Annotated in this window: 14 protein-coding genes; 12 read left to right on the top strand and 2 right to left on the bottom strand. The window is 58.1% G+C overall.

What is annotated here, in order from left to right; translation table 11 throughout:
* Window positions 1-195 precede the first annotated feature (195 nt).
* The 7 genes from ACP15W_RS19305 to ACP15W_RS19275 all read left to right on the top strand — a co-directional run bounded on the left by ACP15W_RS19305 (window position 196) and on the right by ACP15W_RS19275 (window position 8960).
* A complete protein-coding gene (locus tag ACP15W_RS19305; RefSeq protein WP_424934632.1) occupies window positions 196-861 on the top strand; it encodes a Crp/Fnr family transcriptional regulator in 666 nt (221 codons plus the stop codon).
* A 78-nt stretch (window positions 862-939) separates the two neighbouring features.
* Window positions 940-1092 carry a YgaP family membrane protein gene (locus ACP15W_RS19300; RefSeq protein WP_424934577.1) on the top strand — a complete coding sequence of 51 codons (153 nt, stop codon included), beginning with the start codon at window positions 940-942 and terminating at the stop codon, window positions 1090-1092.
* Window positions 1062-1163 carry a YgaP family membrane protein gene (locus tag ACP15W_RS19295; protein WP_424934576.1) on the top strand — a complete coding sequence of 34 codons (102 nt, stop codon included), beginning with the start codon at window positions 1062-1064 and terminating at the stop codon, window positions 1161-1163. The genes ACP15W_RS19300 and ACP15W_RS19295 overlap by 31 nt, the downstream gene beginning before the upstream one ends.
* 45 nt (window positions 1164-1208) lie before the next feature.
* The gene (locus ACP15W_RS19290; RefSeq protein WP_424934575.1) at window positions 1209-2093 is read left to right on the top strand and encodes an MBL fold metallo-hydrolase; all 885 of its coding nucleotides are present in this window, start codon (window positions 1209-1211) and stop codon (window positions 2091-2093) included.
* A gap of 35 nt (window positions 2094-2128) precedes the next feature.
* Window positions 2129-3808 carry a TIGR01244 family sulfur transferase gene (locus ACP15W_RS19285; protein WP_424934574.1) on the top strand — a complete coding sequence of 560 codons (1680 nt, stop codon included), beginning with the start codon at window positions 2129-2131 and terminating at the stop codon, window positions 3806-3808.
* Between the two features lie 175 nt (window positions 3809-3983).
* Window positions 3984-5717 (top strand): SulP family inorganic anion transporter, encoded by a 1734-nt coding sequence (locus tag ACP15W_RS19280; RefSeq protein ID WP_424934573.1) that lies wholly within the window; start codon window positions 3984-3986, stop codon window positions 5715-5717.
* 615 nt (window positions 5718-6332) lie between these two features.
* Entirely contained in the window at window positions 6333-8960 is a 2628-nt protein-coding gene (locus tag ACP15W_RS19275) for a M10 family metallopeptidase C-terminal domain-containing protein (protein ID WP_424934572.1), read from the top strand.
* 23 nt (window positions 8961-8983) lie between these two features.
* Here ACP15W_RS19275 and ACP15W_RS19270 read toward each other — a convergent pair whose 3' ends face one another.
* Complete coding sequence (locus tag ACP15W_RS19270; RefSeq protein ID WP_424934571.1) at window positions 8984-9688, bottom strand: endonuclease/exonuclease/phosphatase family protein; 705 nt, start codon at window positions 9686-9688, stop codon at window positions 8984-8986.
* An 8-nt stretch (window positions 9689-9696) separates the two neighbouring features.
* Window positions 9697-11070 carry a phospholipase D-like domain-containing protein gene (locus ACP15W_RS19265; RefSeq protein ID WP_424934570.1) on the bottom strand — a complete coding sequence of 458 codons (1374 nt, stop codon included), beginning with the start codon at window positions 11068-11070 and terminating at the stop codon, window positions 9697-9699.
* 465 nt (window positions 11071-11535) lie between these two features.
* Here ACP15W_RS19265 and fabI point away from each other — a divergent pair, with 465 nt between their 5' ends.
* Genes fabI through ACP15W_RS19240 form a run of 5 tightly spaced genes read left to right on the top strand, consistent with a single transcriptional unit; the run spans window position 11536 to window position 18025 of the window.
* Window positions 11536-12300: an enoyl-ACP reductase FabI gene (fabI, locus tag ACP15W_RS19260; RefSeq protein ID WP_424934569.1), complete on the top strand. Its 765-nt coding sequence runs from the start codon at window positions 11536-11538 to the stop codon at window positions 12298-12300.
* A gap of 11 nt (window positions 12301-12311) precedes the next feature.
* Window positions 12312-14741, top strand: a complete 2430-nt coding sequence (locus ACP15W_RS19255) for an alpha/beta fold hydrolase (RefSeq protein WP_424934568.1) — start codon at window positions 12312-12314, stop codon at window positions 14739-14741.
* A complete protein-coding gene (locus tag ACP15W_RS19250; protein WP_424934567.1) occupies window positions 14738-16144 on the top strand; it encodes a bifunctional enoyl-CoA hydratase/phosphate acetyltransferase in 1407 nt (468 codons plus the stop codon). Before ACP15W_RS19255 ends, ACP15W_RS19250 begins: the two co-directional genes overlap by 4 nt.
* A 2-nt stretch (window positions 16145-16146) precedes the next feature.
* Complete coding sequence (locus ACP15W_RS19245) at window positions 16147-17325, top strand: acetate/propionate family kinase (RefSeq protein ID WP_424934631.1); 1179 nt, start codon at window positions 16147-16149, stop codon at window positions 17323-17325.
* A 46-nt stretch (window positions 17326-17371) separates the two neighbouring features.
* The gene (locus tag ACP15W_RS19240; RefSeq protein ID WP_424934566.1) at window positions 17372-18025 is read left to right on the top strand and encodes a CoA transferase subunit A; all 654 of its coding nucleotides are present in this window, start codon (window positions 17372-17374) and stop codon (window positions 18023-18025) included.
* Window positions 18026-18030 lie beyond the last annotated feature (5 nt).

The following is an 18030-nucleotide window of genomic DNA, read 5'->3' as shown; positions in this document are numbered from 1 at the left end:
CTGCTCTGTGCGGCCAGCGGCTAGCGTGCACTTACTGTGATGAGCGCGGATCCAACCAAGGTTTTCATCCAGGGGTTCCTATCAAGAGATTCGACCACGGAACCATCATTGCGCATAATCTGTCGACCGAACGGGCGCTCCAGGTCAGAACCGTGCGCTTCAAGAATGGAACCTTGCTAAGCTGTGGGTGCTCTCGTGGACATTGGGGACTGGACGGAGAGATTCCAGGGAACGCGCAGCTTGCCGCGATCGGTCCGGGATCGGCTGATTGCATCCGCGCGGGTCATGCGCTATCCGAAGGGATCCGAGGTTTTCGGGCCTGCCAACATTCCCGACAGCCTTTTCTTTCTCTTCGATGGCACGCTCAGGGTATTGCAAACTTCGGAAAATGGCCGTGAAATCGTGCTTTATCGTGTGGATGCGGGTGACAGCTGTGTCCTGACCACCGCCTGCATGCTGGCCGAAGAAGCCTACAATGCGGAAGGTGTCGCTGAGACGGAACTCATTGCGATCACCCTGCCTAAGCTTGCCTTCGAACGGCTGGTCACAGAGAAGGCCGCGTTCCGCAACTTTGTCTTCGCGGCCTATTCACGCCGATTGATCGATCTCTTGCGGGTGGTCGATGACGTCGCATTCGGCCGTATCGACGTGCGGCTGGCGCATCGTCTCCTAGCTCTTGCAGGCGATCAGGCGGAGATTTCCGCAACGCACCAGCACCTCGCGAGCGAACTCGGCACGGCGCGCGAAGTGATTTCTCGCGTGTTGCAGGATTTTCAGAAACGCGGTCTGATCGCTCAGTCACGGGGCCGGATCGCGCTCCTGAACAGGTCTGCGCTGGAGGCTCTCGCCGCAAGTTCCTGAGGTTCGCTCGCGCGGCCTTGGTGACTATATCACTGAAACCGAACAGCCAAACTTGTACGTATCTCCCAGCTTTTCAGTATGGGGGCTTCCATGAAAACGAATGTCGGAACGATTGATCGCCTTGTCCGGGCCATGCTTGGACTGGTGCTGCTCTATCTCGCCTTTTCAGTGGGTTTTCTGTCTTCAGTTCACCGTTGGTCATGGTCGTCACGGCCGCCGTCGGTGTCGTGATGCTTGTCGTGGCGGCTGTCCGCTTCTGCCCCATTTACGCGCTGCTCGGCGTACGGACCTGCCGTTCCTGACGGAAGGTGCAGAGCCCTCACGCCCTTGATTCCGGAGGAAACGAAATGACCATGTATCCAGTTAACATGGAACTCAAGCCGAAGGTTCAGGCTTTCTTCGACGAGGCCACCAATACCATCAGCTATATCGTAAAGGACCCGGCTTCGACCGCCTGCGCGATCATCGACAGTGTGATGGATATCAATTACGCGGCCGGGCGGATCACCTATGATCATGCGGACGAACTTATCCGCCAGATCGAGACGCAGGGGCTCACTCTGGAATGGATCATCGAGACCCATGTCCATGCGGATCATCTGAGCGCTGCGCCCTACATCCAGGACAAACTGGGCGGCAAGATCGGCATCGGCTCGAAAATCTTGGTGGTGCAGGACACGTTCGGCAAAATCTTCAACGAGGGCACAGAGTTCCAGCGCGACGGTTCGCAGTTCGACCGGCTTTTCGAGGATGGCGACACCTACATGGTCGGCACCATGCAGGCTTTCGCCATGTATACGCCCGGCCATACCCCGGCTTGCATGGTGCATGTCTTTGGGGACGCTGCTTTCGTCGGTGATACACTCTTCATGCCCGATGGCGGCTCGGCGCGCGCGGACTTCCCCGGCGGCGACGCGGGCGTGCTCTACGATTCCATCCAGAAGGTATTGGCCCTTCCGGACGAGACACGGCTGTTCATGTGCCACGACTACGGGCCGAACGGACGCGATATCGCCTGGGAAACCACTGTGGGTGACGAGAAGGCGCACAACATTCACGTGGGCAACGGCAAGACAAAGGCGGATTTCGTCAAGTTCCGCACCGAGCGTGATGCACAGCTCGCCATGCCCAGGCTCATCATTCCGTCGTTGCAGGTGAACATGCGGGCGGGCGACGTGCCGACCGACAAGGATGGAAATCCGATGCTCAAGGTGCCGCTGAACGGGCTGTGATCGACAAAAAATTAAAAACCTGGGAGGTTTGGAACATGGACTTGAAGAAGATATCGCCGAAATTCACGGTCAGCCCGCAGATCTCGATCGAGGATGTCGCAGCGCTCAGGGACGCAGGTTTCCGTGCGATCATCTGCAACCGCCCGGATGGAGAAGGTGCGGATCAGCCTGGCTACGAGGAAATAGAAGCGGCCGCGAGCGCGGTCGGGATCGAGACGCAATATCTTCCGGTTCAAAGCGGTATGGTCGCGGACGAGGATGTCGAAGCCTTTGGGGTGGTCCTCGAGGACCTGCCGCGCCCGGTGCTGGCCTATTGTCGGAGCGGCACACGCTCCGCGACGCTCTGGTCGCTTCACGAGGCCAAGAAGCGCCCGATGCCCGAAATCCTGTCCGCAACCAAGACCGCGGGCTTCGACATGAACGGGGTGGCGCGCCGGATCGCGAATGGCGGCAAGACCCCGACGGAAACCGGCGATGCCAAATACGATGTGGTGATCGTCGGCGCGGGAGCTGGCGGCATCTCGGTTGCGGCGAGCCTCCATGCGCGCCAATCCGACCTTTCCATCGCCGTGATCGACCCGGCCGACATCCACTACTACCAACCCGGCTGGACCATGGTGGGGGGCGGTATCTTCGAAGCGCAGCAGACCGCCAAGACCCTGGGCTCGCTGATCCCGCGCGGAGTCAAGTGGATCAAGGCTGCCGTCGCGGCCTTCGAGCCGCGGAACAACGCCGTCATTCTCGATGGCTGCCGGGTGGTAAAATACGACCGGCTCGTGGTGTGCCCCGGCCTGAAGCTCGACTGGAACAAGGTCGAGGGGCTGGAGGAGACACTCGGCCGAAATGGCGTCACCTCGAATTATCGCTACGATCTCGCTCCCTACACGTGGCAGCTTGTGCAGGAGATGAAGCAAGGCCGCGCGATCTTCACTCAGCCACCCATGCCGATCAAATGCGCTGGCGCACCGCAGAAGGCAATGTATCTCTCGGGCGATGCCTGGTTCCGCCGCGGCGTCCTGAACGATATCGACATCCAGTTCATGAACGCGGGCGGCGTGCTCTTCGGGGTGAAGGACTACGTTCCCGCGCTCATGGAATACGTCGAGAAATACGACGCCACACTGAACTTCTTCCATAACCTTGTTGCGATCGACGGCGCGGCGAAGACGGCGACCTTCAAGGTAGCCAAGCCCGATACCGAAGCCGGCGAAGTCACGGTCGAATTCGACATGATCCATGTCTGCCCGCCCCAGACTGCACCGGATTTCATACGTGTCTCGCCGCTCGCGGATGCTGCCGGATGGGTTGATGTCGATCAGGCAACGCTGCGCCACAAGAGTTTCGACAATATTTGGTCTCTCGGTGACGTAATGAATGCGCCGAACGCGAAGACCGCTGCGGCCGCGCGCAAGCAGGCTCCAACCGTGGCCGAGAACATCGTCGCCGATATCCAGGGCCGGTCCGCCGCTGCGCAGTATGACGGCTACGGCTCCTGTCCACTGGCGGTCGAGCGGGGCAAGATCGTATTGGCCGAGTTCGGCTATGGCGGGGCGCTGAAACCGTCCTTCCCGTCCTGGTTCATTGACGGCACGCAACCGACCCGTGCCGCGTGGTTCCTAAAGGAGCGGATGCTCCCGCCGATCTACTGGCGGGCGATGCTGCGCGGCAAGGAATGGATGGCCAAACCCGAGAAGTTAAAGGTCGCCACCGGCTGACAGACCTTTCCCGGCTTCGTCAAAGCGAAGCCGTTTCTGTCGGAATCACCATCTTGAAAAGAATCTTACTCAAATCGACGAGTTGGAGCGAAACCTTGGGTTCAAAATGTTCTAGCGTGAACCGTTTTCGCTCCAAAGACGCAGACACCTAAGAACAGGCCGGAGCACAGCCGCCATGCCCAGTTTTGGCAGATACCTACCGATCCTCGACTGGGGGCGGCGCTATGACAGGCAAGCCCTGGCCAACGATCTAATCGCGGCGCTCATCGTCACGATCATGCTCATTCCTCAATCGCTGGCCTATGCGCTTCTGGCCGGACTACCGCCGGAAGCGGGAATCTATGCCTCCATCGCGCCAATCCTGCTCTACGCAATTTTCGGCACCAGTCGTGCGCTGGCGGTCGGGCCGGTGGCGGTCGTCTCGCTCCTGACGGCCACGGCCGTTGGCCAAGTGGCCGAGCAGGGCACGGCCGGATACGCCGTGGCGGCACTGACCCTCGCCCTGCTTTCGGGCGGGTTTCTCATGCTGATGGGTTTGCTTCGCCTGGGGTTTCTCGCAAACTTCCTCAGCCATCCAGTGATCGCAGGTTTCATCACTGCTTCGGGCATCCTCATCGCTACGAGTCAGCTCAAGCATATCCTCGGCGTCGGCGCCCATGGCCATACGTTGCCCGAGATGCTGGTGTCGATTCTTGCCCACCTGAACGAAACCAACTGGATCACGCTGTTCATCGGCGGTGCGGCGACGGCCTTCCTGTTCTGGGTGCGCAAGAACCTCAGGCCCGCGCTCGGGCGGCTGGGCACGCCGGCGCTGCTTGCGGATTTCCTGACCAAGGCCGGTCCCGTCGCGGCCGTCGTCACGACGACCGTGGCGGTCTGGGCCTTCGGCTTGGCCGACCGGGGCGTGAACATCGTGGGCTCCGTGCCTCAGAGCCTTCCGCCCCTGACAATGCCGGGTCTTTCCTCGGAACTTCTGGGTGCATTGCTCCTGCCCGCAATCCTGATCTCGATCATCGGCTTCGTGGAGTCCGTTTCAGTCGCACAGACACTCGCGGCCAAGAAGCGCCAGCGGATCGACCCGGATCAGGAACTGATCGGGCTGGGTGCGGCCAATCTGGGGGCGGCCTTCACCGGCGGCTATCCCGTCACCGGCGGGTTCGCCCGTTCGGTCGTGAATTTCGATGCGGGCGCGGAGACACCGGCAGCGGGCGCCTTCACGGCGCTGGGTCTGGCGATTGCCGCAGTTGCGCTGACGCCGCTGGTCCACTACCTGCCGAATGCAACGTTGGCGGCGACCATCATCGTTGCGGTTCTAGGCCTCGTAGATCTCTCAATTCTGAAGAAGACATGGGGTTATTCGCGGGCGGACTTCGTTGCCGTAGTCACGACAATCCTCTTCACCCTCGGGATGGGAGTCGAGGTGGGCGTCGCCTCGGGCGTTGCGCTCTCGGTGTTGCTGCACCTCTACAAGACATCACGGCCGCATGTTGCCGAAGTGGGCCTTGTTCCCGGAACGCAGCATTTCCGCAATGTCAATCGGCATAAGGTGCATACCTGCCCGGAACTGGTGACGCTCAGGGTCGATGAAAGCCTCTATTTCGTCAACGCGCGATTCTTGGAGGATCTGGTACAGAAACGCGTCACGGAAGGCTGCGCGATCCGAAATGTCGTGCTCATGTTCTCGGCAGTGAACGAGGTCGACTACTCAGCCCTGGAAAGCCTGGAGGCAATCAACCATCGGCTCCGGGACATGGGCGTGGGGCTGCACCTCTCAGAAGTGAAGGGCCCGGTGATGGATCGGTTGCGTCGGTCGCATCTCGTCGACGATCTCAATGGTCGAATTTTTCTCTCGCAGTACGACGCTTGGGAGGCTCTTGCTCGCAGCAATGTGCCAAGAGCAGCCGAATAGGTGCAGTCCAGACAGTTTGGACGACGCACTACGGAAGCCGCCCCTGCAGCGCTACGACTATAACACGGTCGGGCCAGACTCATTGCTCGGCCACCAAATGCCGCTGCAAGATCGCAGGGCGCATCGGCTATGTGAGGGCCTTTAGGGTGACACCAAAAGGATCGTCAGAACTCGCCGAACCAGTTTGAACCAAATCGCAGCCTAATTCCGAGTGTCCAAGGATCCCGGCCTGCATGTCGGCGGGCAACTGGACAATTTCTGGCATGTGGTTACTTCGGGGAACTGTCGTTAAGCCAATTGCTGAAGCCCTGCTCAGGTCTCAAATTACAGTTCTTGCCCTATTCTAGCTTCGTAATACACTGAAACTGTTAGAAATCTTAAGCCACCGAAAACCTGGCGTCTTTCCTAAGATAGTCTGGGTTTTCTTGGGGCATTTGAATTCAACACGACCCTTAAATGCTGTGTCGTCTAAGGGGATTTCCCTTTTGCCGCCTAGGTCTCATTGATCTTCCCCACAGCTGCATGCGCCAGGAGGGAGCGAAAAAGGGGCAGCATCACTCGTCAGTTTGAGAGAGCAGGCCAGACTACAAGTTCTGGTGCTGGGGAGATTCTGTCATGTGTGTATTCCATGGCGATGGGGAAAGTTGCGGCTATTGTGAAGCACCGCTTCAATTGGAAGCGGAATACGCAGGCGGTTTGCCCGACGGCGGAACCGCACTGAATCCCGTACTTAGTGCGCCTTCGATCAGTCACATTTCAGGCATTCTCTCCGGGAACTACTGGAGCTCGAACGAAATCTCGTTCGGATTCACAACCAGCAAATCTCAGTATGACAACAGCGACGCACCAAACGGTGAGAAGGGTTCGTTCAAGGAACTGTCGAATGGCGGCAAGGAAATTTTCCGGGATGCAATCAGTCAGTGGGATGAGGTTTCTGGTCTTTCCATTGTCGAGTCAGGTTCTCCTTCGTCAGCAGAAATTCGGATCGCGGGCTCCAATGCACCAACGACCGCCTGGGCCTACTACCCATCGGAGGGATGGGCCGGAGGCGGTGATATCTGGAACAACACCAACTACATTCCGGCCTACGTAGCCTCCGTCGGGGACCTTTCGGGTGCGGTAGGCACCTATGCGTACACCACGGCCATGCATGAAGTGGGTCACGCTCTCGGCATGGAACACCCACACGACGGGACAAATCTGCCGGCGTCGTATGACAGTGTCGAATACACGGTGATGAGCTACAAATCCTACGTCGGCCACTCGGGCGGTGGATACACGAACGAAGCCCATGGCTACGCGCAATCGCTCATGATGCTTGATATTGCGGCCATTCAAGCGACCTACGGCGCGGATTACTCCACGCGTTCTGGGAATACGACCTACAGTTTTGACCCCAATACTGGTGAAATGCGCGTTGACGGAGTCAGCTATGCGACCCCCGCGGAGAACCGTGTATTTCGCACCCTATGGGACGGTGATGGTTTCGACACGCTCGACTTTGCCTCGTATTCCACCAATCTCAGTGTAAACCTGAACCCCGGAGAGGGAACAGATCTTGACGTAGGTGGACTGAGCCAACGATCGCGCCTGGGGTATTCATCGGGAGAATGGGTCTACGCGTCGGCCCACATCTATATGTCACTGCTCTTTGACGACGATACGCGTAGCGTTATCGAAGCTGTTGTCTGTGGATCAGGTGATGACATCGTCATCGGCAATGCAGCCGACAACCTGCTGTGCGGTGGATTGGGAACTGACACCTACACCTTGGGTGCTGGCGCAGACATCGTGCGCGGCACGATCGATGAACTTGTCGGAGACATCATTGTCGATTTCGATGCAGACGACATTGTAGATGTAACTGATCTCTCCGGCTCCCAGTCGATAGAAGTCGGGAATGATGGTGTAATTCGCCTCGTTGGTGAAGGTGACCCGGAGGATCCCGCGGAACCGGAGGACCCGGAAGATCCCGTTGAGCCCGATCTTGGAGACGCCCGTATAGTCCGCCTGACAGAGATCCGTGATCAATACGAGACCGCGACAGTTGAGGACATGGTTGTTCTCGGACTCGATGACAACGACAGTGTCAAAACGGGCGAGGGCAATGACCGGTTGCTCGGCCAGGGTGGTAACGACACCCTCAAGTCGAACGGTGGGAATGATACGATCGAGGGTGGCGACGGTCGAGACAAAATTGACAGCGGAGAAGGCGACGATCTGATCATCGCAGGGTCAGGACGTGACAGTGCTCGTTCGCGAGGCGGCAATGATACCATTTTCGGGGGCGCAGATGCCGATAGCTTGCGCAGCGACGAAGGAGACGACGCGGTCTCGGGCGGTGAAGGGAACGATCGTATCGATGCCGGCGAAGGCAATGACCTCGTATACGGCGGGGAGGGAGATGACCACCTCGTCGGCAAGGACGGAGACGATCTGTTCTATGGGGGCGCCGGTTCCGACGTGCTGAACGGGGGCCGTGGGAGCGATACATACGTTTTCCATACCGCCGATTCCGGCATCGATGTGATCAAGAAGTTCGAGATCGGACTGGACCTTATCCGCATTGAAGGCTTTTCGGGCGGTTTCGGCGATCTGTCGTTCTCCCAGGGAAGGAAGTCCACGGACATCGATCTTGGGAATGGAAGCAGTATCCAGTTGGTTCGTGTAAAGCTGGCTGACCTTACCGCGGACAGTTTCGAATTCCATACCGGCACGGCTACCGACCGGGACATTCAATCCGTGGCCCTGAGTGAAATCGTCGATACAGGTCCGGAAAGTATGGAGATGACCGACGGCGATGACAAACTGCGTCTTGCCCTGCGGACGGGAATAGAGATCGATCTGCTCGATGGGAATGATGACCTCTCGTCGGGTCGGGGAGACGACACGATCTGGGGCGGTCTTGGTGACGACAGTATCAAGGGAGGCAGCGGAGACGATCTGATCATCGCAGGAAGCGGATCAGACGACATGTCCGGCGGGGGCGGAAGCGACGTGTTCGAGTTCCGTGCTAGCGATCTGACTGCCGGTGAAACAGACTTTGACGTGATCCGAGACTTCCGTTCGAAATACGACAGAATCAAACTTGTCGGGTTCGACGACAACTCGTTCGAAGACCTCGAGCTGTCGTTCACCAAAGGAAAGGCACAGATCGTGGTCGATGACGTTCAGACCATCTCTTTCCGGAACATGCGCGACCATGATGATCTGATCGAGAACAACGTGATCGACTTCCTGTAGGCTCAGAATCGCATGCACAGAGCCTAGGCGACCCGAAAATCGATCCAGATCGGGTAGTGATCGGAAGCGACGCGGGTAACCTCGTTGATCTCGACGCCATATGCGATTGGCTGCAACCCGTCGGAGAAGGCAAATCGGTCAAGCGAAGCGATCGGCCGCCGGACATGAAAAGTCTTTCCGGGTGCCAGGATCTCAAAATGCCGTGCAAGACGCCCCAGGCCTTCCTGGGTCGACCATTCATTGAAATCGCCACCAACCAGAGTTGGCAGATGTGCGAGACCGTGCAGTCGGGTGTTCAAGGCGTCAAGTTGCTTTCTTCTGGAACGACGTAGCAACCCGAGATGCGCTGCGACCACGCGCATCTTCGTGCCGCCCAGCTCAAGCTCGGCGATAACGGCACCGCGAGGTTCCAGGCCCGGAAGGTCGATCTGGATTATCGGCCCTTGCAAGGCCTCGGGTCGTACAAGAACGGCATTCCCGTGCCATCCCAGGCTGTGTGTCGTCTTTGCAACCAGCATGGGCACAAGTCCGGTTCGCGCTTCAATCGCGTCACGCGGCAGGACCGTTGGACGGCCAAAGAGCCTCAGATCTGCTTCCTGGAGCAGCACGATATCCGGGGAGAGGCTATTGATTATGTCAAGAATGCGGCCTGGTCGCCGCCGGCGATCCGTGCCCATGGCTTTACGGATATTGTAGCTGACCGCTCTGAGTTTGCCGGTATCGTGCATGAGCTCTCTCAAAGGACGGGGGCCGCAAGTCGAAACGCACCTTCAGCGATCCTGCGCGGCAAGCTGATATCTGGAAGTCCTTCTTCGCAGCGCGCAAACTGCGATGTCATCCAGTCTTCCAGGTGATGCAACGTCCCGGTGTCATGGATGAATGTTGCGATCTCGTAGTTGAGATACATGGATCGTACGTCGAAATTGGCGGATCCGGCCCATCCCAGGTCATCTATGATCCCGGCTTTGGCATGGATCATGCCACCTTTGAGCATGAAAACCCTGCCGCCGACATCCCTGAACGTTCTGAGGTAGGAGCCTCGTGCAAGGTTGGCGAGTGATTGGTTGGATTTCTCCGGTATCAGCAGCCTGACATCCAGACCCCTTTGGCAGGCGATGTAAAGTGCGTGGGACAGATGATCGGTCGGCAGGAAATAGGGCGTAACGATATAAACCCGCTGTCTCGCGCGATATATCGCGCTTACAATCCCATCGTGAAGAGCATCCATGAAGAAGTCCGGCCCTGACGCAACGGACTGCAAAATTGCGCCTTCGTTCTCGCTCGCCGGAAGAGCGCAGATTGCATCAGTTTGCGCTCCTTGGTGTCGCTGAGCGGCTCGAATATCCGAGAAGAGAACCTCACGATAGACTTCGACCGCGGGCCCCTCGATCAAGAATGACAAATCTGTCCATTGCGCCGGCGCGGAACCATCGCCAAGAGACATATAGTCCAGACCAATGTTCATTCCGCCAGCAAACGCCAAGCAATCGTCGACAATTAGGGTCTTTCTGTGGTTTCGCAAATTGATCCGACCGGACCCCGGCAAACCAAGGAATGGTAACGATAGAAGGACTTCGCCACCGGCCTCCTCAAGTTTTTTGAGCGCATCCCGCGGGCGCGAAAGACCGCCAAAATAGTCTATGAGCAACCGAACGCGGACACCCGCTCGAGCGCGATCCACAAGAAGCTCGACGAATGCCGTTCCGACCGGATCGTTCGCGACGATATAGAACTCGGAATCGATCGATCTTTGCGCCTTGTGGATCATATCGCGAAGCGCCGCATACGCTTCTTCGCCGGTGGTCAGTAACTTGAACCGATTGCCGGACTGCGCAGGCGGCAGTCCATAAGCGCGGAACGTCTCGTCAAGATCAGAGCGAACAGGCGGCATTTCCGGTCTGTCGAAGAACTTGAGTTGTCGTGCAGATTTCGGTTTGCGCACGCCGAACATCAGGAAGGCGGGAAGAGCAATATACGGAGCGAGAAAAACGAAGAGCAACCAGGCTGCCGTCGACTGCGGCGACCTGCGCTTCTGGACCAGAAGCAGCACGGCAAAAATTGCCAGGGTTCCCCCAAAGACAATTTCGAAATGAGCGATAATCCAGTTCAAATTGCGCGTTTCCGTATAGATTGCAATATTCTACCGTGGTGAAATCTCACGTTCTGCCACCATGAGATACCGGTGCGGGACAACCTAGAGATCGCCCCAGATGATTGCAAATTTCAAGCGAGTCGATTGGTTTGCGATTGCAGCTTGCTGAACTTCAAGACGGCAAAGAGATAGTATTTAACATAACTATCCTTCTTGGCTTTTTGGCTCACCCTCCGGGTCATGATACTGTTGCAGGATACCTCTATTCTTGCGCCACAAAACTCGCATGGCATCAAGATGCGCCCGCGTTTCGCAAGACACGGGCGCAGCGATTGGCATGCAATTTGATAAGGATGCTGTTCAATGAAATGGCTGTGCGGCATTGGGCGCAAGAAAATTACGAACCCGGAAGAAAGACGGGTTTCATATTGCTGCAACGCAGCATAGGCTAATCCCGGTAGTATACCGGATTCGGAGTGGCGAATGTTTTCTCTCGAAGGTCAGAAGGCTCTAGTTGTCGGTATCGCCAATGATCAATCCATTGCCTACGGTTGTGCCAAGGCGATGCGCGAGGCGGGCGCCGAAATTGCGATCACCTACCTGAACGAAAAGGCCAAGCCGCATGTTGCGCCGATAGCAGAAGAACTCGGTGCGGAAATCTTCATGCCGCTGAATGTCACGGAAGACGGTCAGCTCGAGACCGTATTCGAGGAGATCAGGTCCCGTTGGGGTAGGATCGATACCATCCTGCATTCGATTGCCTTCTGCCCCAAGGAGGATTTGCACGGTCGCGTGGTCGATTGCTCGGCAAAGGGGTTCGGCATCGCGGTGGACGTATCGGTGCATTCCTTTCTGAGGATGATCCGTCTTGCCGAGCCACTCATGCCGAGTGGCGGAACCTGCATGACAGTGAGTTTCTACGGTTCCGAAAAGGTTGTTGAACACTACAACGTCATGGGGCCGGTCAAGGCTGCCCTTGAATCGGTCGTTCGCTACGCTGCAGCCGAACTGGGGTCCAAGGGAATTTCGGTGCATGCCCTGTCTCCCGGGCCTTTGAAGACTCGGGCGGCGTCTGGGATCAAGGAGTTCGATGACCTTCTCAACGCAGCGGCCAGCCGCGCGCCGACCCACATGCTCGCCACGATCGAGGATGTCGGGGCCTACTCGGTATTTCTCGCAAGCAAGGAAGCAAGCAACCTTACGGGGGGAGTTCATCCGATTGACGGCGGATACAGCATCGTAGGTTGATGGAGACAAAAATGGACCGCTCAGCGCCGAATTTCAGGAAGGCCGAGGAGTTTGCCCGGTCTTTCTATGAACAGTTCACAAGTTCGCCGGGCGAAGGGCTCGAACACTTCGCAACGGGGTTCCATGACCTGAATGACGCAGGCGAACTCTTGATGCGTTCCTCAACGCGACACAGTTCGAACATCGCGCGTACGCATTCCGAAAGAACCCAGAAGACGATCGACAATCTGGTCGAATGCACCCGTAGCATGACAGCCACGGAGCGGGCTGGCGGGGATCTCGTACAGGACTGGCTTTCCTATTTGCGGGATCGCGGGGAAAGAACGGTCCTCTTCATGGATACCTTGCGCGAGCGCGGTGACATCTTTCTGGATCACGAGGCTGCCGATTGTCCGCCGGTTCTCGTCTACGACTACGAAATCATCGTGGATGGTGCGGATCTGCCGAACCCGTGCAACTATCAATTGCTCCGCATTATCCCGCCACGCGGCATCGAAGTGATCGATGCAAAGCGGCCATATGTAATCGTGGATCCGCGCGCAGGTCATGGTTCTGGTATTGGCGGTTTCAAACCCGACAGTCAGGTTGGTGTGGCACTGCGTGACGGTCATCCGGTCTATTTCGTGAGCTTTCGCCGCATGCCGGAACCGGGTCAGACGCTTGCGAGCGTCACGCAGGCTGAGGCCGAGTTTGTGAGGGAGGTTGCCAGACGACACCCGGAGAGCCCCAAACCGGTGGTTGTAGGAAACTGCCAGGGCGGTTGGGCGACATTGGTTCTGGCCGCGACCAATCCAGATATTGTCGGTCCGATCGTTCTGAGCGGTGCACCTGTGGCAACATGGTCAGGGGAAGTTGGCACGAACCCGATGCGCTACAATGGCGGCGTCCTGGGTGGCACATGGATGCCGTTGTTCTTTTCCGATCTTGGGGCCGGAGTTTTCGACGGGGCGCATCTCGTCTCCAACTTCGAGATGCTGAACCCGAGCCGAAACTTTTTCCGCAAGTATTACGACGTCTTCACGACGATCGACACAGGCCGGAAACGCTTCCTCGAGTTCGAGAAATGGTGGGGAGGATACTTCCTTCTCAACGAGGCGGAAATCCACTGGATCGTCGAACAGCTTTTTGTTGGCAACAAGTTGACCCGGAACGAAGCTTTCCTCGAGACCGGCCGGCCCATCGACATCAAGAAGACCCGTGCGCCCGTCATCTGCTTTGCCAGCCACGGAGACAACATCACCCCGCCTCAGCAGGCCCTCAACTGGATCACCGATACCTACGCGAGCGTGGATGAAATCCGGATCCGGGGGCAACGTATTGTCTATGTCCTCCACGACCAGGTCGGGCACCTCGGAATTTTCGTTTCTTCCAAGATCGCCAAGAAGGAGCATACCGAAGTCGCGTCGACCCTGAAGACGATCGAGGCCCTGGCACCGGGGCTTTATCAGATGCAGATCGACACCGTGGAAAACAGAGGCCCGACCGGCCACGAATACACGGTAAGCTTCGCGGAACGCACCTTTGATGACCTGAACAAGATCGACGACGGAAGGGAGGATGAAGAGGCTTTTGGTGCCGTGGCAAGGCTGTCCGAGATCCAGTCCGAACTGTATGATACGTGGGTACGCCCCGTTGTGCAGGCCACAGTCACGCCGCCCATGGCGGAGATCTCCCGGGTCATGCATCCGCTGAGGCTCCAGCGCAGCATGATGTCGAGCCGGAATCCCCTCATGGCTCAGCTGCAGAGTGCCGCCCAAACGACAGCTGGAAATCGTACTCCCTGTGCTCCTGAGAACCCTTTCGCCCAGGCGGAACAAATTTTCGCGGATCTGTATACCCAGCAACTCGACATGTTCCGCGACCTGCGCGATGCGGCCTATGAGATGATGTTCTACTCGGTCTGGAACACGCCCTGGGCACGTCGTTATGGCAAGCGGAATTCGACCCGCCGGACCCTGAAGACCCCAGAACAGCTACGATTCCTCCCTGAAGTGCAATCGGCACTTGCTCATATTTCGTCTGGTGGTTTCGTCGAGGGGGTGGTCCGAATGCTGATCCTTCTCTCGGAATCGCGCGGGACGGTTCGTCGTGATCGGCTTGAGCGCTCCGCCCGGGTTCTCACCCAGGATGAGCCGTTCATGTCACTGTCGATGGAGGAGCGTGCACGTATCATTCACGAGCAGACATTGATCGCAACCTATGAGCCGGAAAAGGCCATCGAGTCCCTGCCCAGCCTGTTCCCTGATGCAGCATCTCGCGAACTCGCGGTGAAGGTGGTGCAGTTCGTACCTGGTCCCATAGACGAAATGGCCCCGCATACGTTCGAACTCCTCCGGAGGTTCCGTGAAGTGCTCGGGCTGGACACGACCATAGTCGACGTGCTCGATGATCCTCTAGCCTCGGAGGGTGGCAATTCCGAATTCGGGACAGCAGCACAATGATTACTGAAAACAAGACTTATGACGAACTGCAGATCGGCGACAGCTATGAGTTGCACCGCGTTTGCACTGTAGATGACTTCTATATCTTTGCGGTCGCCTCCGGCAATCACAACCCGATGCATCTACCCGATACGGACCGGGAAGGCGGTGAACGCGAAGAACCCGTCGCGCCAAGCATGTGGTGCGGCTCTATCGTTTCCGCAGTACTGGGCAATATTCTCCCGGGGCCTGGAACGCTCTACTGTTCGCAGCACTTCGACTTCGTCGGCCGGGCGCATGCAGGGGATGAGCTTGTCATCAAGGTCATGCTGACGGCGAAGAACGAAGATGGCACGGTCGTCTTCGCGACGCACGTCCGCCGCGCAGCGGATGACGTCGAGATTGTCCGTGGCGAGGCCGTAGTCGTCGCGCCCACGGAGAAGATCACGCAGGACGACCATGACCTTCCGGGACTGGTGGTTCAACGCCATCGCCATTTCGATGCCCTGATCAGGATGGCGGAACCGCTTCCGCCCATACCGACGGCCATCGTTTGCCCGGAGGAGCCGAACTCGCTCGGCGGCGCAATCCTGGCCGCGAAGCGCACGATCATTTCACCGATCCTGATTGGGAACCGGGACAAGATCTCTGCCGCCGCATCAGAGTTGGGCGCGGACATATCCGGTTTCGAGATGATCGAGATCAACAGCCACGCTGAAGCCGCGAATGCCGGGGTCGAACTGGTCAGGGCCGGTCGGGCGAAGGCGCTCATGAAGGGTCATTTGCATACGGACGATCTGCTTCGGGCCGCACTGAACAAGCAGACCGGGCTTCGCGCGGGGCGGCGCTTCACCCATGTCTTCGTCCTTGATGTGCCAGGCATGCCGCATCCCCTGATCGTATCGGATGCTGCAATCAACATTGCCCCGGACCTCCCGACCAAGATCGACATCGTGCAGAACGCCATTGATCTTGCGATTTCGATCGGCATCCAGGTTCCCAAGGTCGGTGTTCTCTCCGCGGTGGAAACCGTGAACCCCGCGATACCGTCTTCGGTCGACGCCGCGCTTCTTTCCAAGATGGCAGATCGTGGTCAGATCACCGGCGGACTGGTCGAAGGGCCGCTCGCCATGGACAACGCGGTCGATCTCGCGGCAGCTCGGACGAAAGGGATAAAGTCGGATGTTGCTGGCCGCGCCGAGGTTCTGGTCGTGCCGGATCTCGATGCAGGCAACATGCTCGCGAAACAGCTCACCTATATCGCCAAGGCGGAAGCCGCCGGGCTTGTCATGGGGGCCTCCTGCCCGATCATCCTGACCTCGCGGGCCGATGACGACATGGCCAGACTGGCTTCCTGCGCCGTCGCTGCCATCCACCATGCGCGCATGTCTGGCCGCGATATCGAGAAACTGGCCGCCGAATGAGTATGCCGATTGCACTTACCCTGAATGCAGGTTCGTCTTCGCTGAAGTTTGGCGTCTTCGAGATTTCCGATGCGCCAAAGGAGATAGCCGCAGGTCTCGTGGAACGAATTGGGGGCCAGCCCCGGATCAAGGCGGATTTCGGTGACCTCGATGGAAAGATCCAGAGGGACCTCAGCGCTGAGGAGGCGCGTGATCACAAGTCGGCACTCGATACTGTCCTAGACCTGCTGCGCGAACGTATCACCAACCTGCATGCGGAGGCGGTTGGTCATCGGGTGGTTCACGGTGGGCCCAGGTATTCCGAACCGATGGTCGTGACTCCGGGGGTTCTGGGCGAACTTCGCGCGCTCTCGCCCTTCGCGCCGCTTCACCAGCCTCACAATATCTCGGGCATCGAAGCTGCCTTGGAGGCGTTTCCCCAGGCACTCCAAGTGGCCTGCTTCGATACGGCGTTCCACCGGCACCAGCCCAAAGTGAACGATGAGTTCGCCCTGCCTCGCGAGTATTACGAGAAGGGCGTGCGCCGATACGGGTTTCATGGCCTGAGCTATGAATACGTGTCCGGCGAACTCAAGAGTTTTGCGCCCTTGCTCTGCGAAGGGCGCGTTGTGATCGCTCACCTCGGAAATGGCGCGTCCATGTGCGGCATGCTCAATGGACGGTCCGTCGTCTCCACCATGGGGTTCACGGCACTGGACGGTTTGCCGATGGGCACCAGAACTGGTCAGATCGATCCCGGTGTCATTTTCTACATGGTTCAGCAGGAAGGAAAGACGATCGACGAGGTTCGGGATCTCTTCTACAAGGAATCGGGCCTGCTCGGGATTTCCGGTCTTTCCAATGACATGCGGACATTGGAAGCGGCAGGAACGCCCGAGGCAAAAGAGGCTATCGACTATTTCGTCTTCCGGTGTCGCCGAGAACTGGGCGGATTGGCGGCCGCACTCGGCGGACTTGACGCCTTGGTGTTCTGTGGCGGGATCGGAGAGAACTCGCGCTATATCCGAAGCCGGATCTGTGACGGCCTGGACTGGATAGGAATCGAACTGGATCGGGAGCGCAACGAGGCAAACGAGCGCCGCATCAACGGCACGTTCAGCCGAACCCACGTTCTGGTGGTTCCGACGAATGAGGAAATCGTCATAGCGCGTGCGGCGAAAAAGCTGCTTGCGTCCGCGTGACTATGAAAACAATTGGCGATGGTCCGGAGGAAGTTGGGAAAAGACTATGAAAATTGCCATATCGCCCGATGCTGCGGCTGAAAAGATAACGGATGGTGCCGTTCTTCTTATCGGAGGTTTCATGGGGGTGGGCTCCCCTCATCGATTGATCGATGCAATCGTGTCGAGCAATGTCCGCGACCTGACTGTGGTCGCAAATGACACCGCGATGCCCGGCAAGGGGATAGGCAAACTCATCACTTCCGGACAGGTGTCCCGCGTCGTGGCTTCGCATATTGGCCTCAATCCCGAGACGCAGGCCAAGATGATCAAGGGCGACATCGAAGTGGAACTCGTTCCACAGGGAACCTTGGTCGAGCGGATCCGCGCGGGGGGAGTGGGCCTCGGAGGTGTGCTGACGCGGACCGGAATCGGCACGCCGGTCGAAGACGGAAAGGACATCATCGAAGTGGACGGCAAACCCTTCCTCCTCGAAAAGCCGATCCGTGGCGACTTTGCGCTGCTGAACGCTCAGCAAGCCGATTACGTCGGGAACCTCGAGTATTCCCTCACTGCCCATAACTTCAATCCGATCATGGCTCTGGCCGCCGATACGGTGATTGCCGAACCGCATCATATTCTCCCTGTCGGAGCCATTCCGCCCGATGCGGTCAAGACGCCCGGCATTCTCGTTGATTACATGCTTGAAAGAGCTTCGTGATGACA

The sequence above is a fragment of the Amaricoccus macauensis genome (assembly GCF_049800915.1).
Lineage (GTDB): Bacteria > Pseudomonadota > Alphaproteobacteria > Rhodobacterales > Rhodobacteraceae > Amaricoccus > Amaricoccus macauensis_A.
The sequence above is the reverse complement of the archived record's forward strand: the minus strand, read 5'-3'. Positions and strand labels throughout refer to the sequence as shown.